29 protein-coding genes are annotated in these 25563 nt (G+C 70.6%); 10 read left to right on the forward strand and 19 right to left on the reverse strand.

The features are described 5' to 3' along the window. Window positions 1-85: 85 nt before the first annotated feature. From H180DRAFT_RS08075 to H180DRAFT_RS08080, 3 genes are all read right to left on the reverse strand, one after another. Window positions 86-331, reverse strand: a complete 246-nt coding sequence (locus tag H180DRAFT_RS08075) for a hypothetical protein (protein WP_254665930.1) — start codon at window positions 329-331, stop codon at window positions 86-88. A 158-nt stretch (window positions 332-489) separates the two neighbouring features. Next, window positions 490-606, reverse strand: coding sequence for an SGM_5486 family transporter-associated protein (locus H180DRAFT_RS30335; RefSeq protein WP_254665931.1), 117 nt, complete (start codon window positions 604-606; stop codon window positions 490-492). 16 nt (window positions 607-622) lie between these two features. Further along, on the reverse strand, window positions 623-1984 hold the full coding sequence (locus H180DRAFT_RS08080; protein WP_175437738.1) for a CynX/NimT family MFS transporter: 1362 nt from the start codon (window positions 1982-1984) through the stop codon (window positions 623-625). 114 nt (window positions 1985-2098) lie between these two features. Here H180DRAFT_RS08080 and H180DRAFT_RS08085 point away from each other — a divergent pair, with 114 nt between their 5' ends. Beyond that, complete coding sequence (locus H180DRAFT_RS08085) at window positions 2099-2854, forward strand: FadR/GntR family transcriptional regulator (RefSeq protein WP_079099941.1); 756 nt, start codon at window positions 2099-2101, stop codon at window positions 2852-2854. Between the two features lie 40 nt (window positions 2855-2894). Here the strand turns inward: H180DRAFT_RS08085 and fabI are convergent, their stop codons facing one another. After that, on the reverse strand, window positions 2895-3665 hold the full coding sequence (fabI, locus tag H180DRAFT_RS08090; protein WP_055485327.1) for an enoyl-ACP reductase FabI: 771 nt from the start codon (window positions 3663-3665) through the stop codon (window positions 2895-2897). A 2-nt stretch (window positions 3666-3667) separates the two neighbouring features. After that, window positions 3668-4387 carry a 3-oxoacyl-[acyl-carrier-protein] reductase gene (fabG, locus tag H180DRAFT_RS08095; protein ID WP_055485328.1) on the reverse strand — a complete coding sequence of 240 codons (720 nt, stop codon included), beginning with the start codon at window positions 4385-4387 and terminating at the stop codon, window positions 3668-3670. Window positions 4388-4680: 293 nt separating this feature from the next. On the opposite strand from fabG, the gene tyrS reads away from it, so the two are divergent. Beyond that, entirely contained in the window at window positions 4681-6096 is a 1416-nt protein-coding gene (tyrS, locus tag H180DRAFT_RS08100; protein ID WP_055485329.1) for a tyrosine--tRNA ligase, read from the forward strand. A gap of 164 nt (window positions 6097-6260) precedes the next feature. Here the strand turns inward: tyrS and H180DRAFT_RS08105 are convergent, their stop codons facing one another. Further along, window positions 6261-6548, reverse strand: coding sequence for a GlsB/YeaQ/YmgE family stress response membrane protein (locus H180DRAFT_RS08105; protein WP_055485330.1), 288 nt, complete (start codon window positions 6546-6548; stop codon window positions 6261-6263). Between the two features lie 270 nt (window positions 6549-6818). Between H180DRAFT_RS08105 and H180DRAFT_RS08110 the strand changes: the two genes are divergently transcribed. Continuing rightward, window positions 6819-7175, forward strand: coding sequence for a DUF3099 domain-containing protein (locus H180DRAFT_RS08110; RefSeq protein ID WP_055485331.1), 357 nt, complete (start codon window positions 6819-6821; stop codon window positions 7173-7175). 275 nt (window positions 7176-7450) lie between these two features. Then, window positions 7451-7672 (forward strand): hypothetical protein, encoded by a 222-nt coding sequence (locus H180DRAFT_RS08115; RefSeq protein WP_055485593.1) that lies wholly within the window; start codon window positions 7451-7453, stop codon window positions 7670-7672. On the opposite strand, the gene moaA is transcribed toward H180DRAFT_RS08115, so the two are convergent. From moaA to H180DRAFT_RS08130, 3 genes are all read right to left on the reverse strand, one after another. Then, complete coding sequence (gene moaA / locus H180DRAFT_RS08120; protein ID WP_055485332.1) at window positions 7655-8644, reverse strand: GTP 3',8-cyclase MoaA; 990 nt, start codon at window positions 8642-8644, stop codon at window positions 7655-7657. The two genes, H180DRAFT_RS08115 and moaA, sit on opposite strands and share 18 nt — an antisense overlap. A gap of 103 nt (window positions 8645-8747) precedes the next feature. Beyond that, window positions 8748-10406: a solute symporter family protein gene (locus H180DRAFT_RS08125; RefSeq protein WP_055485333.1), complete on the reverse strand. Its 1659-nt coding sequence runs from the start codon at window positions 10404-10406 to the stop codon at window positions 8748-8750. Further along, entirely contained in the window at window positions 10403-10750 is a 348-nt protein-coding gene (locus tag H180DRAFT_RS08130; RefSeq protein ID WP_074466692.1) for a DUF485 domain-containing protein, read from the reverse strand. The genes H180DRAFT_RS08125 and H180DRAFT_RS08130 overlap by 4 nt, the downstream gene beginning before the upstream one ends. A 281-nt stretch (window positions 10751-11031) precedes the next feature. Here H180DRAFT_RS08130 and H180DRAFT_RS08135 point away from each other — a divergent pair, with 281 nt between their 5' ends. Beyond that, window positions 11032-12531 carry a S8 family peptidase gene (locus H180DRAFT_RS08135; RefSeq protein ID WP_055485334.1) on the forward strand — a complete coding sequence of 500 codons (1500 nt, stop codon included), beginning with the start codon at window positions 11032-11034 and terminating at the stop codon, window positions 12529-12531. Window positions 12532-12587: 56 nt separating this feature from the next. On the opposite strand, the gene H180DRAFT_RS08140 is transcribed toward H180DRAFT_RS08135, so the two are convergent. Next, window positions 12588-13538 carry a sterol desaturase family protein gene (locus tag H180DRAFT_RS08140; protein ID WP_055485335.1) on the reverse strand — a complete coding sequence of 317 codons (951 nt, stop codon included), beginning with the start codon at window positions 13536-13538 and terminating at the stop codon, window positions 12588-12590. A gap of 332 nt (window positions 13539-13870) precedes the next feature. Here H180DRAFT_RS08140 and H180DRAFT_RS08145 point away from each other — a divergent pair, with 332 nt between their 5' ends. From H180DRAFT_RS08145 to H180DRAFT_RS08155, 3 genes are read left to right on the forward strand one after another with little or no spacing between them, the layout of a single operon-like run. Then, window positions 13871-14944: a DEDDh family exonuclease gene (locus H180DRAFT_RS08145; RefSeq protein WP_055485336.1), complete on the forward strand. Its 1074-nt coding sequence runs from the start codon at window positions 13871-13873 to the stop codon at window positions 14942-14944. A gap of 25 nt (window positions 14945-14969) precedes the next feature. Further along, the gene (locus H180DRAFT_RS08150; protein ID WP_074466693.1) at window positions 14970-15890 is read left to right on the forward strand and encodes an SURF1 family cytochrome oxidase biogenesis protein; all 921 of its coding nucleotides are present in this window, start codon (window positions 14970-14972) and stop codon (window positions 15888-15890) included. Window positions 15891-15934: 44 nt separating this feature from the next. Next, window positions 15935-16696 carry an SDR family oxidoreductase gene (locus tag H180DRAFT_RS08155; RefSeq protein ID WP_055485337.1) on the forward strand — a complete coding sequence of 254 codons (762 nt, stop codon included), beginning with the start codon at window positions 15935-15937 and terminating at the stop codon, window positions 16694-16696. Between the two features lie 113 nt (window positions 16697-16809). Here H180DRAFT_RS08155 and amaP read toward each other — a convergent pair whose 3' ends face one another. The 5 genes from amaP to H180DRAFT_RS08180 are packed head-to-tail and all read right to left on the reverse strand — an operon-like array spanning window position 16810 to window position 19203. Next, window positions 16810-17415, reverse strand: a complete 606-nt coding sequence (gene amaP / locus H180DRAFT_RS08160; RefSeq protein ID WP_055485338.1) for an alkaline shock response membrane anchor protein AmaP — start codon at window positions 17413-17415, stop codon at window positions 16810-16812. A gap of 5 nt (window positions 17416-17420) precedes the next feature. Beyond that, window positions 17421-18074 (reverse strand): DUF6286 domain-containing protein, encoded by a 654-nt coding sequence (locus H180DRAFT_RS08165; RefSeq protein WP_254665948.1) that lies wholly within the window; start codon window positions 18072-18074, stop codon window positions 17421-17423. Between the two features lie 20 nt (window positions 18075-18094). Next, window positions 18095-18466 (reverse strand): Asp23/Gls24 family envelope stress response protein, encoded by a 372-nt coding sequence (locus H180DRAFT_RS08170; RefSeq protein ID WP_055485340.1) that lies wholly within the window; start codon window positions 18464-18466, stop codon window positions 18095-18097. A 13-nt stretch (window positions 18467-18479) separates the two neighbouring features. Beyond that, a complete protein-coding gene (locus H180DRAFT_RS08175; RefSeq protein WP_055485341.1) occupies window positions 18480-18668 on the reverse strand; it encodes a hypothetical protein in 189 nt (62 codons plus the stop codon). Window positions 18669-18705: 37 nt separating this feature from the next. Then, window positions 18706-19203 carry an Asp23/Gls24 family envelope stress response protein gene (locus H180DRAFT_RS08180; RefSeq protein ID WP_055485595.1) on the reverse strand — a complete coding sequence of 166 codons (498 nt, stop codon included), beginning with the start codon at window positions 19201-19203 and terminating at the stop codon, window positions 18706-18708. 185 nt (window positions 19204-19388) lie between these two features. On the opposite strand from H180DRAFT_RS08180, the gene H180DRAFT_RS08185 reads away from it, so the two are divergent. Continuing rightward, window positions 19389-20237: a hypothetical protein gene (locus H180DRAFT_RS08185; protein WP_055485342.1), complete on the forward strand. Its 849-nt coding sequence runs from the start codon at window positions 19389-19391 to the stop codon at window positions 20235-20237. Window positions 20238-20304: 67 nt separating this feature from the next. Here the strand turns inward: H180DRAFT_RS08185 and H180DRAFT_RS08190 are convergent, their stop codons facing one another. From H180DRAFT_RS08190 to H180DRAFT_RS08200, 3 genes are all read right to left on the reverse strand, one after another. Next, the gene (locus H180DRAFT_RS08190) at window positions 20305-21084 is read right to left on the reverse strand and encodes an enoyl-CoA hydratase/isomerase family protein (RefSeq protein ID WP_055485596.1); all 780 of its coding nucleotides are present in this window, start codon (window positions 21082-21084) and stop codon (window positions 20305-20307) included. 74 nt (window positions 21085-21158) lie between these two features. Next, the gene (locus H180DRAFT_RS08195; RefSeq protein ID WP_028435537.1) at window positions 21159-21380 is read right to left on the reverse strand and encodes a helix-turn-helix domain-containing protein; all 222 of its coding nucleotides are present in this window, start codon (window positions 21378-21380) and stop codon (window positions 21159-21161) included. 350 nt (window positions 21381-21730) lie between these two features. Next, window positions 21731-23329 (reverse strand): ABC-F family ATP-binding cassette domain-containing protein, encoded by a 1599-nt coding sequence (locus H180DRAFT_RS08200; protein ID WP_055485343.1) that lies wholly within the window; start codon window positions 23327-23329, stop codon window positions 21731-21733. A 239-nt stretch (window positions 23330-23568) separates the two neighbouring features. On the opposite strand from H180DRAFT_RS08200, the gene H180DRAFT_RS08205 reads away from it, so the two are divergent. After that, window positions 23569-23970, forward strand: a complete 402-nt coding sequence (locus H180DRAFT_RS08205; protein ID WP_055485344.1) for a VOC family protein — start codon at window positions 23569-23571, stop codon at window positions 23968-23970. A 44-nt stretch (window positions 23971-24014) separates the two neighbouring features. On the opposite strand, the gene H180DRAFT_RS08210 is transcribed toward H180DRAFT_RS08205, so the two are convergent. Further along, entirely contained in the window at window positions 24015-25454 is a 1440-nt protein-coding gene (locus H180DRAFT_RS08210) for a hypothetical protein (protein WP_254665932.1), read from the reverse strand. Window positions 25455-25563: the final 109 nt, after the last annotated feature.

The raw sequence follows: 25563 nt of genomic DNA on the forward strand, positions 1-25563 counted from the left end.
TCCCCAGCTTCGCACGAAACGGGGTGCGGGGCGGAGGGTGTTGACGGAGCTCAGAAGGATGCGGAGGGCTGACGTCTCCCGTTCGTCAGCCCAGCAGCACCTGTGCAACGCGCTCCAGGACGGCGGCGATGAGCTCGCCTCCCGGCTGCTGCTGAGCCGCGTCGGCCTCGCCGCCGCCCAGCAGCAGCGCCAGCAGCAACGCGAAGGCGAGCACCGGCAGTACAGGCGCCCACCACGGAAGCCGGGTGCGTCGCGCCGGGGGCGGTGAGTGCTGCCGCACGGACGGTGCCTGTGACGCGGAGCGGTGGCTGCGGGCTCGGGCCGTGGTCATGGGCTCGCCCTCCTGGTTCCGTGGATCGCCGGCGGTGTGAGACGACGCTACGGAAGCGGGAGCGGGCAACCCATCCGGTGATCCACCCAGTTCTCCCTGACTCGGCCCCCCTAGGGGTGGTGGGGTCAGCACCACCATCCCCGGGGCGGCCTCCCGGATCAGGGGGCCACGAGGGTCGCGACGATCCCGATGAGGAGCATGATTCCGAAGATCAGGGCGAGGATCAGGAGCAGCTTCTTCTGGCCGTTCTCCGGACGGGGTTCAAGGACAGGCATGCGGTCAGTGTCCCACCTACCGCCCGTCCTCGATCACGCGGTCCCGTCCCGCCAGTACGCCCGTCACCGTCTGCGCGAGCAGCAGTCCGGTCATCAGCAGCAGCGGCGCGTGCCAGCCGCCGGCGGCGTCGCGGAGGGCCCCGACGAGCAGCGGGCCCGGTATGGAGAGCAGGTAGCCGGTGCTCTGCGCGAAGGCGGAGAGCTTGACCACGCCCGCGCTGGAGCGCGAACGGAGGCTGATCATCGTAAGGGCAACGGGGAAGGCGCAGTTGGCGATCCCCAGCAGCAGCGCCCACAGCCAGGCACCCCCTGCCGGGGCGAGCCACAGCCCGGCGTATCCGGTGAGGCCGCACAGGCCGAGAGCCACCACGAGCGGGCCCTGGTGCCGCATGCGGGCCGCCAGGCGCGGGACGACGAAGGCTAGCGGGACGCCCATGCCCATCGTGACGGCGAGCATCAGGCCCGCGGACGAGGCGGAGATCCCGGCGTCACGGAAGATCTGCGGCAGCCACCCCATGATGATGTACGCGGCGGACGCCTGGAGGCCGAAGAAGACGCCGAGCGCCCAGGCGGTGGGCGAGGTCCCGATGCGTATGCGTACGTTCTCCTTCCGGGAGCCCGGCGCGGGGAAAGCACCCTCCGGGGCGCCTCCCTCCGCCCTGGCCTCAGCGCTGCCGGCCGGCTCCGCCCGCCGGCTGACCGGGTCCTTGAGAACCGCGATCCACGGCAGCGCCGCCAGTACCCCCAGCAGGGCCCACGCGCCGAGGCCTGCGCGCCAACTGCCGCCCAGCGCCGAGGTCATGGGAACCGTGACGGCTGCCGCGCAGGACGTGCCGAGCGCCAGGCCCATCGAGTACAGGCCCGTCATCGCGCCGACCCGGCCGGGGAACCAGCGCTTGACGACGACCGGCATCAGCACGTTGCTCACCGCGATGCCGGCGAGGGCGAGGGCGCTCGCCGCGAGGAAGGCCGCGGTGCCGCCGGCCAGCGGCCGCAGCGCCAGGCCGGCGGTGATCGCCACCATGCCTGCCAGTACCACCGGGACGGGGCCGCGGCGCCTGGCGAGGCGGGGGGCGAGGCTGCCGAAGACGGCGAAGCAAAGTGCGGGGACGGACGTCAGCAGGCCGGCCACGGTGCCGCTCATGCCCAGGTCGCTGCGTACTTCCTTCAGCAGCGGTCCGAGGGCGGAGATGGCGGGACGGAGGTTGAGCGCTGCGAGGACGAGTCCCACCGCGACCAGGCGGACCGCCCAGCGCGGCGCGCCCGCGGAGGCCGTGCCCGGGAGTCCGGGGCGGGGCGTACCGCGTGAAGGAGCAGGGGAGGCCCCGGCTTTCGCCTTCCGGCCGGAGTGGTTCAGTCCGTCTTCCGTCATTACCATGACTCCCATCATAGAATCATGGGATGAATAGACTCTAACGCGTCCCCTCCTGCCGGAGAACCCGTCGTGACGAACCGGCTCGGCGAAGCGCCGATTCCCTCTGGGAGTTATCAGATGACCCTGTCCTCACCGCAGCGTTCCGCCCTCGCCGACCAGGTGATCGCGGCGCTGCGCACGCAGATCACCTCGGGCGAGTGGCCAGTGGGCACCCGGATCCCCACGGAGCCCGAGCTGGTGGAGGAGCTGGGGGTGGCGCGCAACACCGTCCGTGAAGCGGTGCGCGCGCTCGCCCACAACGGACTGCTGGACATCAGGCAGGGCTCCGGGACGTACGTCGTCGCGACGAGCGAGCTGGCCGGGGTCATGCACCGCCGCTTCGCCGACGCCGATCCCCGCCATGTCGCGGAGATGCGCGCCGCGTTGGAGACCTCGGGGGCACGGCTGGCGGCGCTGCGGCGCACCGAGCACGACATGGCGCAGCTGGACGCGCTGCTGGAGCGGCGCGAGGCCGCCTGGAAGTCAGGGGATGCGGAGCGCTTCGTCGAAGCCGACGCCTCGCTGCATCTGGGCGTGCTCAACGCGTCGCACAACGACGTGCTGACGGCGCTCTACGCGGACCTCGGCGAAGTGATGCGCGACTTCCTGCGGCTCGACATCGGAGAGGACCTGCATCCCGAGTCGCACATGGACCACGCGCGCCTGATCGAGGCGATCCGGGCGCGCGACGAGGAGGCGGCCTCCCGGGAGGCCGCCTCCCACACGCAGGAATGGCGCTGCGGTACGGGGAATTCGAGCGACCGGCAGGGCCCGAAGGCCGCGCGGGGCACGAAGTCCCGGGAGACTCCGGGGAGTGACGCGCGACGCTCCTGAACCGCCGCGGCGTGCCTGCGGGTTCCCCGGGATTCCTCCGTCAGGCGCCCATCATGTGCACGCCGCCGTCGACGTGGACGATCTCGCCCGTGGTCTTCGGGAAGAAGTCCGAGAGCAGTCCGACGACGCCTCGGCCGGCCGGGTCCGGGTCGGTCAGGTCCCAGCCGATCGGGGCCCGGTGGTTCCACACGTCCGCCAACTCCTCGAAGCCCGGGATGGACTTGGCCGCCATCGACTTGATGGGGCCCGCCGAGACGAGGTTGCAGCGCACGTTCCGGGCGCCCAGGTCGCGGGCGAGGTAGCGGTTGGTGGACTCCAGGGCCGCCTTGGCCACGCCCATCCAGTCGTACTTCGGCCAGGCGATCTGCGCGTCGAAGGTCAGGCCGACGACCGAGCCCCCGCGCGGCATCAGCGGAAGGCAGGCCGTCGTGAGGGACTTGAGCGAGTAGGCCGAGACGTGGACGGCCGTGCCGACGTCCTCCCAGCTCGCCTCGAGGAAGTTGAACGCGCCCTGCGGGCCGAAAGCGATGGAGTGGACGATCCCGTCCAGCCCGGCCCCCTCGCCCAGATGCTCGTCCACCCGCTCCGCGAGGGAGTCCAGGTGCTCCTGGTTCGTCACGTCCAGCTCGATGACCGGAGCCTCCTTCGGGAGGCGCTTGGCGATCCGCTGCACCAGGGACATCCGGCCGAAGCCCGTGAGAACGACCTCCGCTCCCTCCTCCTGCGCGACTTTCGCCGCGTGGAAGGCGATCGACCCGTCGGTCAGCACGCCGGTGACGAGGATGCGCTTGCCTGCGAGGATTCCGCTCATTCTCAGTGGCCCATGCCCAATCCGCCGTCGACAGGAATGACGGCTCCGGTGATGTACGCGGCCTCGTCGGAGGCGAGGAAACGGACGGAGGAGGCGACCTCCTCCGGCTGGGCGTAGCGCCCCAGCGGCACCTGCTCGACGATGTTCGCGCGCTGCTCTTCGCTGAGTGCCTTCGTCATGTCGGTGTCGACGAAGCCCGGCGCGATCACGTTGCAGGTGATGTTACGAGAGCCCAGCTCACGGGCGATCGACCGGGCGAACCCGACCAGACCGGCCTTGGAGGCGGCGTAGTTGGCCTGCCCCGCCGAGCCGAGCAGCCCGACGACGGAGGAGATCAGCACGATGCGGCCGGTGCGTGCCCGCAGCATCCGCTTCGTCGCGCGTTTGACCACGCGGAAGGTGCCGGTGAGGTTGGTGTCCAGCACGGCGCTGAAGTCCTCTTCGGACATCCGCAGCAGCAACTGGTCCCGCGTGACACCGGCGTTGGCGACGAGCACCTGCACCGGGCCCTGCTTCTCCTCGATCTCCTTGTAGGCCCTCTCCACCTGTTCGGGATCGGTGATGTCGCACCTGACCGCGAGGCAGCCGAGGTCCGTGAGTTCCTTCGGGGGCTCGCCCGTACGGTAGGTGACGGCGACGTCGTCCCCCGCGTCGGCGAAGGCGCGCGCAATGGCGAGGCCGATGCCGCGGTTGCCTCCCGTGACCAGTACCGAGCGGCTCAAGGTGGGACCACCCTTTCTGCGATCTCCGCGCTGCCGCGTGCGTGACGAGGAAGGCGGCTCGTGTCTGTCACTGTGAAAGCTATATGCGCGCTGCCCGATTCAGGGAATGGGGCAGCGACAGGGGGACGAGCGGCCTCCTGTGGGATCTCCACAGATGCCCGCCGGTCACCTGGGAGGCCCGCAGGCCCCCGGCGCGGGCAGAAGCGCGGGCCCGGACGGCGGACGCCGGGAGTCCGCCCGGCACGAATAGACTCTGCGGCGACCCTGATCCGCTTCTATCCCCAGGACAGAACGTGACACGCCTCGGCGACTCCGTACAGCGCGCCAGCCGGCTGCTGGCCCAGGACCTCTCCTCCGACACCACGGTCGAGCAGCTGCTCGCCGAGACGGGGTCGCGCCGCTATCTGGATCTGAGCGATCTCCCGGCGAAGGAGCAGGCCGCGCTGATCGGGGCACGCGCGGTCGAGGTGCTTCCGTCGGTGGAGAAGCTCGCGGAGGCGATCGAGGCGAAGCGGGCCCAGGGCAAGGGCCTGCACGTGAAACTCGGCATCGACCCGACCGCCGCCGATGTGCACCTGGGCCACGCGGTACAGATGATCGTGCTCAGCCGGTTTCAGCGGATGGGACACGACGTCACGCTGATCATCGGTGACTTCACCGCGAAGATCGGCGATCCGTCGGGCCGTACGGCGGAGCGTCCGGCTCTGACCGACGAGGACATCGCGAAGAACCTCTCGGGCTACCAGGACCAGGTCAGGCCGTTCTTCGACTTCGAGAACGTCAGCTTCCGCAACAACAGCAACTGGCTGGGCGGGATCGGATTCGCGCAGCTGATCGCCCTGCTCGCCCAGGTGCCCGCCTCGGCGCTGCTCCAGCGTGAGGACTTCCGCAACCGCCTTGCTCAGGGCTCCGGGCTGACCATGTCGGAACTGATCTACCCCGTGGCGATGGCCCTGGACTCCGTCGAACTGGACTGCGACATCGAACTCGGCGGCGTGGACCAGCTGTTGAACATGCAGATGGGCCGGCGCCTGATGGAACTGCACGGGCAGAGCCCGCAGATGATCGCGGCCATGCCGCTCATCGAGGGCACGGACGGCTCGGGCGCGAAGATGTCGAAGTCCAAGGACAACTACGTCAGCCTGACCGCCGACGCGGACGACGTGTACGGCAAGATCATGTCGATTCCGGACCGGCTGATGGTGCCGTACCTGCGTGCCTGGACGGAGTGGACGGACGCCGAGATCGATCAGGTGACCGCCCGTACCGAGGACAGGACGCTGCACCCGATGGACCTGAAGAAGGTGCTGGCGGGCGACGTCGTCATGGCGCTCTACGGGCCGGAGGCGGCGAAGGCCGCCCGGGCGCACTTCACGGCGCAGTTCTCGAAGAAGTCCTTCGGGGACGTGGAGACGCTGCCGAGCGTTGACGCCGCCGAGCACGGCGGCGAGGGCATCGCGGCGATCCTCACCCGGGTGCTGGAGTTCACCCCGAGCGCCTCGGCCGCGCGGCGCATGGCCAAGCAGAAGGGGCTGCGGCTCGTCGTCGAGGCGGAGGCGGGCGGCGAGCAGCACGCGATCGTGCTGCCCGAGGCGGACGCGCTTCGGCCGCTGGCCGAGGTGGTGCCCGAGAAGCTGGCCGAGGCGGGCCTGAGCGGGACGGTCTACCTCAAGGCGGGCCGGAGGATCGCGCAGATCGAAGGCCTCTGAGGAGGTCCCTGAGGGCGGGCGGGACCTCTGGGCCCGCCCGCCCTGCAGCTCCTTCGCCCCGCAGCTCCTTTCGCCCTCACAGCCCGCCCGTCCCGCATGCTGTCCGCTCGCACCCCGTCCGGACACTCCGGGCCGGGTGCGGGCAGGCTGCGCGGGGCCGCGCCTCACATGCGTGCCCGCTGCCCCCTGCCTCTCCCCCTGATCTGCTGCCACAGCGGTGAGCCGAGCGCCACGACCAGCACGGCGCATCCGAGTTGGAGGCCGTGCCGGATCCAGTCGAAGCCGCTGGTCACGCCCACACCGGCCCACGTGGCGATCGCGTTGCCGAGGACGGCTCCCAGCATCCCGAAGAGCACGGTCAGCCAGAGGGGCATGCGCTGACGGCCCGGGATGATCGCCCGTGCCAGCACCCCCAGCACCAGCCCGACGATGATCGCCCACAACCAGTTCATCGTGCCTCCGCAGAGTGCCTGATCCTGCCCCGCCTCGTGCCCGCGCCGGACCGTACGGCGCCGGGCCGTGCCGGACCGTGCGCCGTCAGCTTGGCGCCGCACGCACTACGCCGCACTGCGGAGTGGTCCGTACGGGCTGTACCGGAGTACGACCGGTCCACACGGCCGGTACGCCCGGTCTCGAAGCCGTCCGATCCCAGGCGTACCGTGAGAGAGAGTGTGTGCCCGGTACCAGGCCGGGCGACCGGCACGGGTGAGGTGGTGAGAGTGATGCGGAAGCAGCGCGGAGCCGAGGTCTTCCAGATCACCGGAGCCCGTCAGTCGCTCGCCGACGATGTGCGGGGCAGGCAGCGGCGCTACGTCATCTCGATGCTGATCCGGACGGCGTCGGTGCTGCTGACCGTCGTCCTGTGGAACGTCCAGCGGCCGTTGGCCGTTGTGACACTGGTGATCGGGGCGTTGCTGCCGTACGTGGCGGTGGTGATCGCCAACGCGGGCCGGGAGAACCCTTCTTCGATGCCGTCCGCACACGTGCACACGCACACGCGGCCCGCGCTCGCGGCTTCGGACGCCGTACCGGAATCCCGCGGCGAACCGGCCGAGGGGCCCTCCGGCGGCCGCAGTTGAACCGGCGGCCGGCCATGCTTGCGTAAAAGCTCAAGAAAAGCTCAGATCAATCATGCTGTTCCGCTGCACCTCGCAGGGGTCCCCGTGCCATACTTCAGAAGCGCTCCGCATCCCCCGTCGGAGCGACAGACCGACGCCGGGCGGCTCCCCCCGTGGCTGCCCGGCGTCGCTTGTCTTCCGGCCCGGGGTGTTGGATGGAGGCTGTGTCCTCAAAGCCTTCCTTCCCGTTCCAGCCGTCCGGCCCCTCCCATGACGGCGAGGCCCCCGAGAGCCCGATCTGCTCGGCCAAGGGCTGCCGCGCCCCCGCCGTGTGGGTGCTGGCCTGGAACAACCCCAAGCTGCACACCCCGGAGCGCCGCAAGACGTGGCTGGCGTGCGACGAACACCGCGAACACCTCTCGTCCTTCCTGGGAATGAGGGGCTTCCTGAAGGACGTCGTCCGCCTCACGGAGTGGGAAGGAGGCGGCGCCTCCGGGCGCTCAGCCGCCGATGGCTGACATGGGACGGTCGGGCTGCACGAATGACGGGTCGTCGATGCCGGCCCCCGCCTTCTTGCCCCACATCGCCTGCCGCCAGCGCGAGGCGACCTCACCGTCGTCCGCGCCCGAGCGCAGCGCACCGCGCAGATCGGACTCCTCCGTGGCGAACAGGCAGGTGCGCACCTGACCGTCGGCCGTCAGGCGAGTGCGGTCGCAGGCGCGGCAGAAAGGCCGGGTGACCGAGGCGATGACGCCGACGCGGTGCGGGCCGCCGTCGACGATCCAGCGCTCCGCGGGAGCGGATCCGCGCTCTTCCTCGTCCTCGGGGGTGAGAGTGAAGCGGCTGCTCAGCGACTCCAGGATGTCCCCGGCAGTGATCATGCCGTCCCGCTGCCAGCCGTGCTGTGCGTCGAGCGGCATCTGCTCGATGAAGCGGAGTTCGTAGCCGTGCTCCACGGCCCAGGCGAGCAGGTCGGGCGCCTCGCCGTCGTTGAGCCCCGGCATCAGAACGGAGTTGACCTTCACCGGAGTCAGGCCCGCCTCGTGCGCCGCGGCGAGACCGCGCAGCACGTCCGCGTGCCGCTTGCGGCGGGTCATCCTCTGGAAGACCTCCGGATCGAGCGTGTCCAGCGAGACGTTGACCCGGTCCAGGCCGGCGTCACGCAGCGCGCCGGCCGTACGTTCGAGGCCGATCCCGTTCGTGGTGAGGGAGAGCTTCGGGCGGCGCGTCAGCGCGGCGCAGCGCTCGACGATGCCGGTGAGCCCTGGCCGCAGGAGCGGTTCGCCGCCGGTGAACCGGACCTCCTCGACGCCGAGTTCGTCCACGGCGATACGCACGAGGCGGACGATCTCGTCGTCCGTGAGCAGCTCCGGCTTGGCAAGCCACTGCAGCCCTTCCTCGGGCATGCAGTAGGTGCAGCGCAGATTGCAGCGGTCGGTGAGCGAAACGCGCAAGTCGGTGGCGACCCGGCCGTATGTGTCGAGCAGCATTGCTGGCAGCCCTCCCACGGTTGTGCCGATTCTTCGCAGCGTACGGGACGCCACCGACATTCAACAGATCGTTGAAGTCGGTGGCGCCCCGTACGGGTTGCGCTCAGTGCGCGCCGTGACCCGTGAGGGAACGCACCTCCAGCTCCGCGTGCTTCTCCACCGCGCTGTCCTCCTTGGAGGTGATCGAGCCGAGCCAGCCCATCAGGAAGCCGAGCGGAATCGAGATCAACCCCGGGTTGGACAGCGGGAAGACGGCGATGTCCGCACTCGGGAACATCGAGGTCGGTGCACCGGTGACGACGGGCGAGAAGAGCACCAGCACCACGGACGAGGTCAGTCCGCCGTAGATCGACCACAGCGCACCCCTGGTGGTGAAGCGCTTCCAGAAGAGGCTGTAGAGGATCGTCGGCAGGTTGGCCGACGCGGCGACCGCGAAGGCGAGCGCGACGAGTCCGGCGACGTTCAGTCCGCCGGCGAAGATGCCGAGGACGATCGCGACGGCACCGATGATCACCGAGGAGACGCGCGCTGCGCTGACCTCCTCCTTGTCGGTCGCCTTGCCCTTGCGGATCACGTTCGCGTACAGGTCGTGCGCGAACGACGAGGACGAGGCGAGCGTGAGGCCCGCGACCACGGCCAGGATCGTGGCGAAGGCGACCGCCGAGATCATCGCGAGAAGGATCGCCCCTCCGGTCGAGTCCGCGCCGCCGCCGATCTCCTGAGCCAGCAGCGGAGCCGCGGTGTTGCCCGCCGGGTCGGATTCGGTGATCGTCTTCTGGGAGAGCAGGGCCGCCGCGCCGAAGCCCAGCGCGATGGTCATCAGGTAGAAGACGCCGATGATCCCGATCGCCCAGTTCACGGACTTGCGGGCCGCGTTGGCCGTCGGAACGGTGTAGAAGCGGATCAGGATGTGCGGCAGGCCCGCGGTGCCCAGCACGAGCGCGAGGCCGAGCGAGATGAAGTCGATCTTCGACGTGGCGCTGACGCCGTACTTCAGGCCCGGCTCCAGGAACGCCGCTCCCTTGCCGCTGTTCTCGGCGGCGGCACCGAGCAGGCTGGAGAGGTTGTAGTTGAACTTGTGGAAGACCAGCACGGTGATGATGAGCGTGCCGCCGATGAGCAGGACGGCCTTGATCATCTGCACCCAGGTGGTGCCCTTCATGCCGCCGATCGTCACGTACAGCACCATGACGACGCCGACGAGCACCACGATCAGGTTCTTCCCCGCCTCACCCGTGATGCCCAGCAGCAGGGCGACGAGCGCACCCGCGCCGACCATCTGTGCCAGCAGGTAGAAGATCGAGACGATGATCGTGGAGACGCCCGCCGCGGTACGGACGGGGCGCTGCCGCATCCGGAAGGCGAGGACGTCGCCCATCGTGTAGCGGCCGGAGTTGCGCAGCGGCTCCGCTACGAGTACCAGCGCCACCAGCCATGCCACGAGGAAGCCGATGGAGTAGAGGAAGCCGTCGTAGCCCGACAGCGCGATGGCGCCGGCGATGCCGAGGAACGAGGCGGCGGACATGTAGTCGCCGGAGATCGCCAGCCCGTTCTGGAAACCGGTGAACTCCCGGCCGCCCGCGTAGAAGTCCGTGGCGTCCTTCGTCCTGCGGCCGGCCCACACCGTGATGCCGAGCGTGAGCAGGACAAAGACCGTGAAGAGTGTGACGATCAGAGTGCGGTGCTGGCTGGCGCCCTCGGCCGCGAGCTGCAGCTGCCCCGAGGACCCCGAGGAGACGGCCAGCGAGTGGGTGAGGCTCATGCTTCACCGTCCAGACGGTTCTTGATGGCCGCGCCCTTCGGGTCGAACTTGGCCGCGGCGTGACGGGAGTACCACCAGGCGACGAGGAAGGTGGTCAGGAACTGGGCGAGCCCCAGGACGAAGGCAACGTTGATCGTGCCGACGACCTTGGTCGCCATGAACCCGCCGGCGTAGTTCGACAGCAGCACGTACAGCAGGTACCAGGCGATGAAGCCGACGGTGAGGGGGAACGCGAATGACCGGAAAGTGCTGCGCAGCTCTCCGAACTCCGCGCTCTGCTGCACCTGCACGTAGTCCGTGCCATCCGGTGGCGCGGACCTCTCGTTCTCTTGTGCTGAGTCCACGGGAACTCCAGTCGATGTGGGTAACAGGGTGAGAAAAATGAGCAGGTCGGGGTGTGGACACCGGGAGTGCGGTGCGGCGCATCGTAGATCTTCACAAGGGGCTGGCAACAGGGGGAGGTCGTTGAGACACGGAAGAGTTATCGAAGAGGACCCGGGTCATCTTCGGGATCCCATTGCTGGGCAGTACCGATCGGCGCTAAGTTCCCATCTCTGTGGTCAACTTCGGACAACATGGAGATCCCATGGATTCGCAACATTCCAGGCGGTGGCGAAGACTCGCCATGCCGCTGGGACTGGTTCTGACTGCCTCCATCGGTCTGGCAGGCGCTGCCGTGGCCAGCGGTCAGGACACACCCGCATCCTCGAAGACGGACGGCGAGAAGCTGAGCTACGTCGTCAACACCGAGGCGGACACCGGCACGGTGAAGCGTGTCAAGAAGGAGATAGCCAAGGCTGACGGCAAGGTCGTCACCGCTTACGCAAAGATCGGCGTGATCGTCGCGCACTCGTCGGACGCCGGCTTTGCGGAGAAGATGCGCTCGGTGAAGGGCGTGGAGACGGCAGGCGCGACCCGCACTGCACCTCTCCGCAGCGCCGCAACCACGGATGTGGGGAAGCCGAAGTACCTCGACGTGCCGAAGTCGGCGATGGGGGCCGACGCCAGGGCCGAGGCCCTGGCCGACGGCAAGGAACCCCTTGAGTCCCTCCAGTGGGACAAGCGGGCCATCAGGGCCGACAAGGCCAGCAAGATCAGCCAGGGCAGCAGGGACGTCACCGTCGGTGTGATCGACACCGGTGTGGACGACACGCACCCCGACCTCGCGGCCAACTTCTCGGCCAAGCAGTCCGCGAGCTGCGTGGGCGGCAAGGCGGACACCAAGAAGGGCGCCTGGCGTCCCTTCGACCCGTCGGGCGACTACCACGGCACGCACGTGGCGGGCATCGTCGCCGCCCCGCGCAACGGAGTCGGCGTTGCCGGCGCCGCGCCGGGCGTGCAGGTCGCCTCGCTGAAGGTCTCCGAGCCGGACACCTCGCTGTTCTACAGCGAAGCGGTGGTCTGCGCGATGGTCTTCGCCGCCGACCACGGCATCGAGGTCACCAACAACAGCTACTACGTGGACCCTTGGCTCTACAACTGCTCCGACGACCCGGACCAGAAGGCGATCACCGACGCCGTGAGCAGGGCAATGAAGTACGCGACGGGCAAGGGCGTCGCGCACGTCTCGTCCGCGGGCAACTCCTCGCACGACCTGGCCGCGACCGAGATCAAGGACGACACCAGCCCCAACGACACGGAGCCTGTCGAGCGGACCGTCAACCCGGCGGACTGCCCCGACATCCCGACCATGCTGCCCGGGGCGATCTCGGTCTCCTCCACCGGAGCCGAGGACGGGAAGTCGTACTTCTCCAACTACGGCCTCAACCAGATCGATCTCTCGGCTCCCGGCGGCGACCGGCGCTACCAGACTCCTGAGGAGCCGGCGAAGGACGGCGGCGTGCTCTCGACGATGCCCGACGGCGACTACGCCTACCTGCAGGGCACTTCGATGGCCGGGCCGCAGGTCGCGGGTGTCGCGGCGCTCATCAAGAGCAAGCACCCCGAGGCCAGCGCGAAGGACGTCGCCTGGATGCTGAAGGCGCAGGCGAGGAGCGTGGCCTGCCCCGAGTCCTTCGACCCCGACGGCAAGGGCACGTACGAGGCCGAGTGCACCGGCCTCAAGGGCAACAACAGCTTCTACGGCCACGGCATCGTGGACGCGCTCGCGGCCGTCAAGAAGTAGGAACCACCCCCGGCGAACTCAACGCCGGTGCCCGCGCCGCCTCTTGACCCGCCGGGTCAGGAGGTGACGCGCGGCGCCGGCGAATCCGCCGGCGAGAGGCCGGGCTGCTCGGGCGGTCCGGCCTCTTGCGTGCCGCCCGCCCCGCCGTTCCCGTCCTCGCCGTCCCCGACGTGCGCCTGCGGCGCCCAGCCGGGCCCGCGGAAGACCCTTCCGGCACGCTCGCCCCAAGTGCTCGCCGCACGCAGGTCGCGGCCGATGGAGACGTACTCGTGCGTGGCCACGCGCAGCGGGTTGTAGGTCGAGATGTTCTTGGTGAGCCCGAAGACGCACCGCTCGGTCTCCGGCGTGAAGGAGCCGAAGAGCCGGTCCCAGACGATCAGGATTCCGCCGAAGTTCCGGTCCAGGTAGCCGCCCTGGGAGGCGTGGTGGACACGGTGGTGCGAAGGCGTGTTGAAGACGAACTCGACCGGACGGGGCAGCTTGCCGATCCGCTCCGTGTGGATCCAGAACTGGTAGACGAGGTTGACCGAGGAGCAGAAGGCGAGCGCGGCGGGGTGCACGCCCAGCGCGATCATCGGCACGTAGAAGGGCCAGACGGTCCACGTGGTCCACGGCTGGCGCAGCGCGGTGCTCAGGTTGAACTTCCTGCTGGAGTGGTGCACCACGTGGCAGGCCCACAGGATGCGGATGACGTGGTGCCCGCGGTGGGACCAGTAGTAGAAGAAGTCCTGCGCGAGGAGCATCAGCGGCAGCGTCCACCACTCCACGGGTACGCGCAGCGGCGTCAGTTCGTAGATGCCCACGTAGAGGGCCACGATGGGGATCTTCCACAGGGCGTCGAAGGCGAGACTGCCCAGCCCCATGCCGATGCTCGTGGCGGCGTCCTTTGCCTCGTATCCGGCGGCGTCGTCGTCCGGATGAAGGCGGTAGCTCACGATTTCGATCACCGTGAGCAGAATGAAGGCAGGTATCGACCAGAGTACGACGTCAGGCAACTGAGACGGCATGTCAGCAAGGTAGACCCGGACGGCTCCCCCCGCCAGGGGTTGTTACCGACAAGTATAAAATGAGTGGCCGTCACCCGGACCGCGAACGGGCACCCCTCCGCCCTGCTCTCCGCCCTCACTCTCCGCTCTCCTGTGCGGGGCCGCCCCTCCCGATGCGCTCCCCCGCGCCTGTGCGCACGCACTCTCCGCGGGAGGCGGCCGCGGGCCTCAATCCCCCGCCCGGACCGGGACGTTGACACACCGTCGGGCCGCTCCCGCCGGCCCGGTTCCGCACCGGGCGCACCGGCAGGCCCCGCGGGAACTGTCAGTGCCGCCCCGTATTCTCTGTGACCATGCTCGAAGACCAGACGGCATCCCCGAGCGAGCCCGCGGACGGGACGGCGGCAGCCGGCCGGGTCCCCGCCCAGTCACCGGCCGTCGGCTCCGCAGCAGGGGCCGCCGCCTGGCCCGACGGATATCCGCAGGGCTACGCGGTGGTGGACGTCGAGACCACCGGCCTCGCCCGTGACGACCGCATCGTCTCCGCGGCCGTCTACCGGCTGGATGCGCGCGGCGAGGTCGAGGACCACTGGTACTCGACCGTCAACCCGCAGCGCGATCCGGGCCCCACCTGGATCCACGGCCTGACCACCGAAGTCCTCGCCGACGCCCCGCTGTTCACGGAGATCGCCGACGACCTGGCCACCCGTCTCGACGGCCGCGTGCTGGTCGCGCACAACGCGGTCTTCGACTGGTCGATGATCGCCCGGGAGTACGCGCGTGCGCAGCGCACGCCGCCCGTCCGCCAGCGGCTGTGCACGATCGCCCTCGCCAAGCAGCTCTCGCTTCCGCTGCCCAACCACAAGCTGGAATCGCTCGCGGCGCACTACGGCGTCTCCCAGCAGCGCGCACACCACGCCCTCGACGACGCGCGGGTGCTGGCCGAGGCGTTCCGGCCGAGCCTCCATCTCGCCGTCCAGCAGGAGGTGCGGCTGCCGCTGCACGCCTGCCGGCCCCTCTCGGAGTGGCCGGAAGGGCAGGGCGCCGACGGCGGCACCTTCTTCGACGGCCACCGAGGCCGGGGGCCACGTCCGTACGGGCACGGCTGGCGCCGCTCACGGAAGCGGCCCGCCTGCCCCTACCCCAATCCGGGCCGGTACGAGCCGGGCGGGAGACTCGTGCAGGGGATGCGGATCGCCATCTCGGGCGACACCTCGGTCGACCGTGAGCTGCTCGAGGACCGGGCGACCGAGGCCGGGCTGCACATCTCCTCCCACGTCTCGCGGCTCACCAGCCTGCTGGTCACCAATGATCCCGATTCCCTCACCTCGAAGATCGTCAAGGCGCAGGCGTACGGCACTCCCGTCGTCGACGAGGCCGCCTTCGGCCATCTCCTGCGGGACGTGGCCCCAGCACCGGGTCCGTGAGCTCCGGGGAGTACATTCGTCAGGCGTGTACCGCTTCCTGTTGTCCAGGCAGTGGGTGATCCTCACCCTCCTCGGCCTCGCCCTCATCCCCGCGATGATCAAGCTGGGCTTCTGGCAGCTGCACAGGCACGAGTCGAGGGTGGCGCACAACGAGCTGATCTCCTCCAGCCTCAGGGCCGAGCCCGTGCCCTTCGACCGGCTCAGCAGCCCCGCGCACGGTCCCGCGGAGGACGAGCAGTTCCGCACGGCGAAGGCGACGGGGCGCTACGACACCCGCCACGAGGTCGTGGTGCGGCAGCGTACGGGCGCGGACGGGAAGTCCATCGGGTACTTCGTCGTCACGCCGCTGGTCCGCGAGGACGGCAGCGCCGTCCTGGTCAACCGCGGCTGGATCGAGGCGGGCGGCGACCTCACGCGCTTCCCCGACGTGCCGGCACCGCCACGCGGCAAGATCACGGTCACCGGCCGCGCCATGGCGGACGAGACGAGCGAGGCCAGCGGCATCAAGGACAAACAGGGCCTGCCGCCCCGTCAGGTGATGCTGATCAACAGCGGCCGCCTGGCCGGAACACTCGACAGGCCCGTGCTGCGGGGCTACCTCCAGCTGACGTCGACGTCCCCGAAGCCGGCGGCCGGCCAGCCGCAGCGCATTCCCGAGCCCGACCACAGCAGCATCGGCGCCCACATGGCCTACGCCGTCCAGTGGTGGCTCTTCGCCGCGGGCGTTCCGGTCGGCTGGGTGATCCTGGTACGCCGCGAAAGCAGGGACCGTGCGGCGGCCCCCGGAACCGCCCCCTCCGACGGGGCCGATCCGGCGGAGGCCGGGGATACCCGGGTCTCCGCCACCCCCCGCGACTCCTCGGGCCCCGACGGCGAAGGCGACGGTGAGCAGGACAGGACGCCACCCTCCACCGCCCAGGCCGGAATCCCTTCTTCCGCCGACTGACCCTGCCTGCACGCACCGGTGAGCGGTGGCGCACACTGTGAGCCATGGATCTCGGGCTGAAGGACCGCGTCTACGTCATCACAGGTGCCACCCGCGGACTCGGGTTCGCGACAGCGGAAGCGCTCGTCGCCGACGGAGCCAAGGTGGTCGTCTCCGGCCGCAGCGATGAGGCCGCCACCGAGGCCGCCGCGCAACTCGGCGCGGGATCGGCCGTCGGGATCGGTGCCGACAACGCCGATCCGGAAACCGCCGGGCGCCTCATCGAGACGGCGAAGAGCAGTTTCGGGCGCTTCGACGGCGTACTGATCAGCGTCGGCGGCCCGCCGGCGGGCATGCCGGCGGACTCGCTCTCCGACGAACAGTGGCGGTCGGCGTTCGAGACGGTCTTCCTCGGGGCGGTACGCCTGGCACGCACGGCGGCCGGCGAACTGGGCGAGGGCGGCGTCATCGCCTTCGTTCTCTCCGGATCCGTGCACGAGCCGATTCCGGCGCTCACCCTCTCCAACGGGCTGCGCCCCGGGCTGGCCGGCTTCGCCAAGACGCTGGCGAACGAGGCGGGACCGCTGGGGATCCGGGTGCTCGGTCTGCTTCCGGGCCGGATCGCCACCGAGCGGCTCCACTACCTCGACTCGCTCAGCGGCGACGGCGACGCCGCACGCGAACGCAACGAGGCGGCGATTCCGCTGCGCCGCTACGGGACTCCGGAGGAGTTCGGGCGTACGGCGGCCTTCGTGCTCTCACCGGCGGCCTCGTACCTCACGGGCGTCATGCTGCCGGTCGACGGCGGTGCCCGCCGGGGCTTCTGAGGCTTACCGCCCGTGAGGTCGTGGCTCCGGCCACGACCTCACGGCTGCGACCCGGGACGGCGGCCGCCCTTGATGAGGTCCGCGCCCCGGACTCCCACGGGCAAGCGGAGGGCTCAGAGCACCTTCTCGGCGCGGTGCTTGACGGTGCGCAGCCGGACCTCCGCAGGCAGGCTGTCCAGCGACGCCGACGTACGCGCGTGTTCGAGCGCCTCTCCGGTGACGCGCCCCAGCACGGGCCCCGGCTCGGCGTGAGCCGCCAGCAGCAGCTCGACCGAGGCGCGCGGGGCGGTGCGCCGTCCGCTCAGCCGCACCGCCGCCTTGTCGACGCCCGGGAGCGCGGCGGCCTCGGCCTCCAGCACGTTGGACAGGGCCCTTCCGCGCAGCAACGCTGCCTCGCCCTCGCCGCTTTCGACCAGGACCTCGCCGAGCCTGCGCTTGCGCAGCTGCCCGAGCAGCCACCACACCAGCAGGAGCACCAGCAGCGAGAGACCGCCGAGGACCGCCGGCCACCACCAGCTCTCCCCGCGCCACTGGGTGCGGTCGGCGCCGGAGAGCAGCACGTCGTCGGGCCGTGACCACGGCCATCCGGAGGGCAGGCCGAAATGCCAGTGCCGAGGCAGGTCGAACCCGCCGACGAGTACGGCGAGTCCGAGGGCGAGCAGCAGCAGTCCGGCCAGGCCCAGCAGCACCCGGTTGACGCTCCGCAGGACTCCGTCCATTCCGCTCACCGCTTCTTCGCCCGCTGTACGTGTACCGAAAGTGCCGGCTGACGTGCGAGGCCGAGCCGCCTGATGCCGTCCCCGAGGACCGAGTCGAGGTCGACGCGCACCTCGTCCAGGTCCCTGAAGTGCGCCTGGGCACGCGCCCGTACCTTGCGCCGTCCCACCGCGACCCGCACCGACTGCACGCCGGAGACCTTCATGGCGCGGTCCCGCAGCACCAGCGCCGCGGCCGTCCGCTCCAACCCCCCACGCACGTCGGCGACTTCACGGCGCATCGGGAGCAGACCGCGTCGTCCCGGCGTGACGGCGAGCGCGATCAGCCACACGCCGAGCAGTGTGACCACGCAGGCGGACGCGAGGACCTTGGGGTCGTCGACAGGAGTGACCGCCATCTCGCGCGCGAGGGTGCGGCGCCAGCCCATCGCGGAACCGCCCACCCGTACGGACACCACGTCGTAGAGCATCAGGCCCGCGGCTGCGAGCGCCAGCAGGGAGACGACGCCCGCGGGCAGCCGCCGCACCGACCAGAACCGCTTCGCCCGCCCCGCCTGCCCGGGGCCGCTTCCGGGGTCGTAGCCGGCCGCGGAGACCGACTGTTCCAGATCTCCCCCGCCCGCTCCCGGGCCCGCCTGCGGCTCCTTCTCCAGCGTCGGCAACCGCTGGGTGCGCTCGTCGCTCACCGGGCCCTCCCGGACCTCTCGCCGTCCAGCTGCTGGGAGTGCAGCCGTTCCACGCCCACGGCCACGTCCGGCACGTCCATGCCGGCCAATTCCTTTACCCGCGAAACGACTTGCCGGCGCACCGCAGCACACTGCGCGCCGATGTCGGAAGGGTAGCCCAGCTCGACGAGGACACGGACCCGGGCGGTCCCGTCCCGCACCCTGGCGGAGGCGCGGGGCCAGTGACGGGGACCCGGCGGGACCCAGGGAGCGGACGTGGCGCGCAGGGCCTCCCGTGCCGCCTGAACGGCGATCTTGGCCACGACCCGCTCGACGACGGTCGTCGCACCCCGTTCCGCTCCGTCCGGTGCCTCGGTTTCAGTGGTCACCGTCCCGTTCCCGTCACCTGCGCCGGCTCTCGCCGCGCAGGCGGAAGAACTCCTCCGCCCGCAGGTCACTCTCGAAGAAGCGGCCCACGACGAAGCCGAATCCGCCCAGCGCCGCCACCAGGAGGAAAGCGCTGAACCCGCCGAAGAATCCGGCGAAGCCCAGGCCCATCCCTGCGATCAAGCCGATCACGGCCATGCTCATCGTGCGCCCCTTTGCTCAGTACGGATGTGCGCCGCCGCTACTGAAGCCGCGTACGGCCCTGCTCCTCTTCTTCGTCCGGTTCGTCGGGCAACTTGACGTCGTCCACGGCGATGTTGACCTCCACGACCTCCAGGCCCGTCATCCGCTCGACCGCCGAGATGACGTTCTCGCGCACGGAACGGGAGAGATCAGCGATGGGGTAGCCGTACTCGACCACGAGCTCCAGGTCGAGCGCCGTCTGGATGTCACCGACCTCGGCGCTGACGCCCCGTGCGGCGGACCTGCTGGTCCCCGGTACGCGGTCCCGCATGGCCCCGAAGGTGCGGGCCATCCCGCCGCCCAGGGCGTGGACGCCGGGCACGTCACGTGCGGCCATGCCCGCGATCTTCTGGACGACATCGTCGGAGATGGTGGTGCGCCCCCGGTTGGCCGCCTCGACACGGGCGCCACGGGTCTCCCCCGCTCCGTCGCGTGAGGCCGTGCGCGATCCCTGTCCGGAAGCCTCGAACCGGTTGCCGGTCTTGGTGTCGGCCATGACCTTCACCCCTTTCCGTGAAGGAGAGCAATCCTGAATTGCGTCTCTTGTGCCACATTAGGTGCGCTTCGAGAGATTCGCCTCGTACGTCCGCACTTGGCAGGTCGAGGGCCGTGCCGGGCGGTCCCCTCGGGCAGGCCGTCCGGTCACGCAGTGGGTCCGGAGAAAGACGGAGGGCAGCTGAGATGGAATCCGAAGGGCTTTCCCGGGCGGTACGGCGCCAGCTCGGGCTCGGGCGGCTGCTGCCCCTGGGGGACGCGCAGGACGGAGCGTGGCTGGCGGAGAGCGCAGCGGTGGCGTCGCTCCGTGCGACGGCCTCGGCGGCGCTGCCGCATGTACGGATCGGTGACCTGCGGATCTCCTCCGCCGGGCCGGGGACGGCCGGACTGCCGGCGGTCCCGCCGCCTCCGTCCGCGCTGCCGCCCGGTCCGCTGCGCATCGACGCCGCCTTCGCGTCGCCTGCGCACGTGCCGCTGACGACGACGGCGCAGCTGCTACGGGCGACGCTGCTGACGGCCGCGGACCGGACGCTGGGGCTGCGCGTACGCACCGTGGATCTGCGGGTCACGGACCTGCTGGAGAGCACGAACGGGCACGACGGCCGGTCCCCCGGCGACGGCTACCGGGCAGGGGTGAGCGGCGCCGCCGGGCATCCGGCCCGTCCGGCGGAGCGGGCGTCGGCCCCCGAGACGCATCCGCCCGCCCCCGCGGACGACCCGGACGGCGCCGCCACCGCGCAGGCGGTCATCTCCGTGCCGGGAGTGACACGTCTCGACCCCGTTCTGGGGCCGGCGTCCGGCGGCCGCGCCGCCGGCGCGGTGAGCGTCACGGACACGACCGACGCCGCAGGACGCCCCACGGGGAGACATCTGCAGATCCAGATCGCGGTCGCCGAGGCCTCACGCGCCCTCGACGTGGCACGGGACGTGCGGCACGCCGCCGGCAAGGCGGCCGCGTGGGACGCCGAGGAACCGTCCCTGCCGGTGACAGTGGCCGTGCTGATCGGCGCCGTCGACCCGGAGCGGCACGGGTGACCCCACGGCCCGGTGCCCACCGGCGCACCGCGGTGCCGGAGTCACCGGCCGGGCCGGACGCGGGGTTTCACTCGCCCAGGCCCGCGAGGTCACGGAGCCGTCGCGTCTGAGCCGCGCGTTCGGCGGCGCACTGCTCCTCATAGGTGCGCCGGCCGGCGCCCTGCAGCAGGGCCTTGGTCTCGACGACGGCGTCCCGCGGGCCTCCCAGCAGGGCGGCCGACAGATCGGCGACGGCACTGTCGAGTTCCGGGGCGGGCACGACGAGATTGGCCAGCCCGGTGCGCTCCGCCTCGGCCGCGTGCACGAAGCGGCCCGTCACGCAGATCTCCAGCGCGCGCGAGTACCCGAGGAGGCCGACGAGCGGGTGCGTGCCCGTAAGGTCGGGGACCAGTCCGAGGCTGGTCTCCTTCATGGCGAACTGGACGTCGTCGGCGCACACGCGGATGTCCGCGGCCAGCGCGAGCTGGAACCCCGCCCCGATGGCGTGACCCTGCACGGCGGCGACGCTGATCAGGTCGGGACGGCGCCACCAGGCGAACGCCTCCTGGAAGGTCGCGATGGCCTCGTCGACCTTGTCGTCGGAAGCGCCCGCGAGTTCCAGGAACGACAGCTCGCCGTCGATTCCTTCGGGGGTGAACGCCTGCTTGTCCAGGCCGGCGGAGAACGACTTGCCTTCGGCACGCAGCACCACCACCCGGACGTCACCGGGCAGTGCCCGGCCGGCTTCCGTCAGCGCCCGCCACAGGGCGGGCGACTGGGCGTTGCGCTTGGCCGGGTTGGAGAGCGTGACCGTGGCCACGGCGCCGTCCACGGCGAGACGCACGCCGTCCTTGTCCAGCAGGGTCATCGACATCCTCCGGTGGTTACTCATTGGTCAAGTAACCGAAGAGTAACCACCGGGAGAGATGCCCGGAAGCCCTGTCAGGCCGAGGCGGACTTCTTGCCTCGTGTCGCTCCGCCACGACCCCGCAGGGCCACGCCGGACTCACTGAGCATTCGATGCACGAAGCCGTAGGAACGACCCGTCTCTTCGGCCAGCGCCCGGATGCTCGCGCCGCCGTCGTACTTCTTCTTGAGGTCTGCCGCGAGCTTTTCGCGCGCGGTGCCGGTCACCCGGCTGCCCTTCTTCAGAGTCTCGGCCACCCGTGCCTCCTCATGGGAAGTGCGCTTTGTGACTCTCATGATCACCCCTCCCCCTGCTTCTGGCCACCCATTCGGCAAGGTCCGTGGAACCGCCGTGAGCGCAGGACTACCGCCCGTTTCCGGTGGAACTCGGAATTCCGGTGGCTGGATCTGCGCGGTCCCCGGCGGGACTCCGGCGAACCTCCTGGTCAGCGAGGGAGATCTTCGTCACGGAGCGGAGTCCGGAAACGGCTGCCACAGGTCCCCGAGCCCGCCCGGCGGCCACGCCGGGATACGAGCCGCCCTCACTCATATGAAGGATCAAGCGTCGGCCGAATGATCCAGCGGAGATTGATCAAGACGGCCGGACGTCAGGCCAGGGCGACAAGATCGGCGTACTCGTCGTTCCACAGGTCCTCGACACCGTCCGGGAGCATGATGATCCGCTCCGGCTCCAGCGCCTCGACGGCCCCCTCGTCGTGGGTGACCAGGACGACGGCACCCGTGAAGGTGTGCAGCGCGCCCAGGATCTCCTCGCGGCTGGCCGGGTCCAGGTTGTTGGTCGGCTCGTCCAGAAGGAGCACGTTGGCGGACGAGACGACGAGCGTCGCCAGCGCCAGACGCGTCTTCTCTCCGCCGGAGAGCACCGCGGCGGGCTTGTCCACGTCGTCGCCGGAGAAGAGGAACGAGCCCAGCGTCTTGCGGATCTCGACGAGGTCCATGTCCGGGGCGGCGGTGCGCATGTTCTCCAGGACCGTCCGCGCGGGGTCGAGCGTCTCGTGCTCCTGCGCGTAGTAGCCCAGCTTCAGACCGTGCCCGGGGACGACCTTGCCCGTGTCCGGGTCCTCGATCCCGGCGAGGAGACGCAGCAGCGTCGTCTTGCCCGCGCCGTTGAGGCCGAGGATGACGACGCGCGAGCCCTTGTCGACGGCGAGGTCGACGCCGGTGAAGATCTCCAGCGAGCCGTAGGACTTGGAGAGGTCCTCCGCCATCAGCGGTGTCCTGCCGCAGGGTGCCGGATCGGGGAAGCGCAGCTTGGCGACCTTGTCGGACTGCCGCTCCTCCTCCAGGCCGGACAGCAGCTTCTCGGCACGGCGGGCCATGTTCTTGGCGGCGACGGCCTTGGTGGCCTTGGCGCCCATCTTCGCCGCCTGCATGGAGAGGGCGGCGGCCTTCTTCTCGGCGTTGGCGCGCTCGCGCTTGCGGCGCTTCTCGTCGTCCTGGCGCTGGACGACGTACTGCTTCCAGCCCATGTTGTAGATGTCGATCGCCGCGCGGTTCGCGTCCAGGTAGAAGACCTTGTTGACGACGGTCTCGATGAGCGCGAGGTCGTGGGAGATGACCACCAGGCCGCCGCGGTAGGTCTTGAGGAAGTCCCGCAGCCACACGACGGAGTCGGCGTCGAGGTGGTTGGTCGGCTCGTCGAGGAGGAGGGTGTCGGCGTCCGAGAAGAGGATGCGGGCCAGCTCGACGCGTCGGCGCTGACCGCCGGAGAGGGTGTGCAGAGGCTGGCCCATCACGCGGTCGGGCAGGCCGAGGCTGGCGGCAATGGTCGCGGCCTCGGCCTCCGCGGCGTATCCGCCCTTGGTGAGGAACTCGGTCTCCAGCCGCTCGTACTTCTTCAGGGCCCGCTCGCGGGTGGCTCCCTGGCCGTGTGCGATGCGGTCCTCGTTCTCCCGCATCCTGCGCATCACCACGTCGAGGCCGCGGGCGGAGAGGATGCGGTCGCGGGCGACGACGTCGAGGTCGCCCGTGCGCGGGTCCTGCGGCAGATAGCCCACCTCGCCGCCGCGGCTGATGGTGCCCGCGGCGGGCGAACCCTCGCCCGCGAGGCACTTGGTGAGCGTCGTCTTGCCGGCGCCGTTGCGGCCGACGAGGCCGATGCGGTCGCCCCTGGCGATGCGGAAGGTCGCGGACTCGATCAGGATGCGGGCGCCGGCGCGCAGCTCGAGGCCGGTGGCGGTGATCACGGACTACTCCAGGCGGGTCAGGCGTACGTACGGACGAGGACTGGGGCGTACGTACGGCGCTAATGCATCGGGTGAGTAGCCATGCCGCCAGTCTAGCGGCGCCTGCAACTGCTTTCCCCCGCAGATCCCCGGGCCCGATCCCCCGCCGGCTTCGCCGCGCCGTTGTCAGTGACGGGTGCCACACTTCGGCTCAGCCGGAGGAGTTCCGTCCTCCGCAGGCCGGGAGAGAGGCGAATGCCATGTCCGACGCACCCACGCTTTACCCCACGCTGCTGTACAAGGACGCCAAGGCCGCCGTCGCGCAGCTGGAGAAGGCGTTCGGCTTCAGACGCCTGGCGATGTACGAGGCGGACGACGGCACAGTGATGCACGCCGAACTGGCCCACGGCAACGGCGCCGTGATGCTCGGTAGCAAGGGCAGGGAGGGTCTCTTCTCCGAGGCGATGCGCGGAGCGGGCACGGTGGGGATCTACGTGGTGGTCCAGGACGTGGACGCACACTGCGCGCGGGCGCGCGAGGCGGGCGCCGAGATCCTCATGGAGCCCACCGACCAGGACTACGGCGCGCGGGATTACATGGCGCGGGACCTCGAGGGCAACGTGTGGAGCTTCGGCACCTACACGCCCGCACTGGGCGGTTGAACGGCTGACGGGCCGGCGGCGGCACGGCCCCGTGTCGTGAGCCGTCAGACGCCGCCGCCGGTGTGCACCTGGAAGGCAGCGCGGCGCACCGCCTTGGCGAGGGCCGGGTCGGGGTGCGCCGCCGCGAGGGCGACCAGCACCTGCACCGTGCGCGGATGCCCGACCGCACGCACCTCCTCCAGCAGCTTCGGCACAGTTCCCTGGACCGCCGTCTCCAAGTGGTCGACGAGCAGCCGCTGTTCGCCGTGGTCGGTGACCGCTGCGGCCGTGTCGACCCACAGCCACGTCGCCTCCTGACGGCTGAGCACGCCGGGGGCGCCTCCGGCGAGGTCCTCGGGATCGGCCCCGTCCAGCTCGGCGAGCCAGAGCAGTGCGTAGGGGCGCAGGGTCGGTTCCTGTGCTCCTTCCCGCACGGCCTCCTCCGCGGGAGCGCCGATGACGCGCAGGGCCTCGAAGGCCAGCCCGCGGATGAGGGCGTCGTCGCCGCGGGCCGCCGCGAGGAGTTCGGTGACCGCGGCGCCGTTGGAGCGGGCGGCGATCCAGGCGCGGTACTCGTCGCGGGCCGGTCCGGGCGTGAGCCGCGCGCAGCCGCGCAGCATGTCCTGGGCGGACTGCTCGATGTTCCCTGCGGGGCTCTGCGCGGCGACACAGATCTGCTCGAGCTTGGTCCACACGGCCCAGTTGCCGAGCGGGGTGAGGACCGCCGATCCCTGCCGGACGCCCGTCTCCCCTTCGCTGCCCTGTGGTTGGGAGGACGCCTCGGCGTCGGCGCAGCGGGTCAGTGCTCCCACTGCCGCGAACCCGTCGAGCGCCCAGTCGAGCAGGGCCGGCAGGAGCATCTGCTCCGAGTGGTCCGCGGCGCCGCCCTCCTGGGAGGCCGGCTCGTCGAGGGCGTCACGCTCGGCACGCAGCTCGGCCACGCGCTGGGCCAGCAGATCGTGCAGCGCGGGGAAGGCGACGGGCCCGGCCGTCAGATGCATCACGGACAGCAACTGGGGTGCGGCCTCCACGACTTCGGCGACGAGTGCGGGGTCCGCGGGAGTCGGCGCCGGATAGGCCAGGGACCACGCGTCGAAGAGCGCCATCCAGCCGCGCAGCACCGCGCTGTCGTCACGCTCCCAGGCGCGCAGCCGCCAACCGGGGCGGGCGGTGCCGCCGTGCAGCTCGATGAGCCCTGCCAGGCGTGCCCGGTCCCAGTGGGTGCGTACGTCCTCGACGGGCATCCGGAGTGCGGCGGCGGCCCGTTCGCGCTCCGGGCCGCTGCCGGGGAGAGCCTCGTTCCGTTCGGCCCACCGGGCGAGCACGACGGCGTCCGCGAGTGCGGCCCTGGCCTGCCGGGCCAGCTGCTCGCGCGGCGGCAGCCCTTCGGGCGGCGGCGGGGACGGGCGCCGGCGGCGGGCCGTCACGGTGCGCCTGGCGGCGGCGATCGGCCGCGTGGGGACGAGGCGGAGCGGGTTGTCTCGCGGGGTACGGGACGGCGTCACAGGAGCAGTCTTCATGGTTCCCGGCACAAATCCCAAACGGGGCCCCGGAATGACCGAATCCGCTTGCTTGGGCGGGGCGGATTTCCGTGCAGCGATGCTCATTTGACGG

It is taken from the genome of Streptomyces sp. WMMB 322 (assembly GCF_900090145.1).
GTDB lineage: Bacteria > Actinomycetota > Actinomycetes > Streptomycetales > Streptomycetaceae > Streptomyces.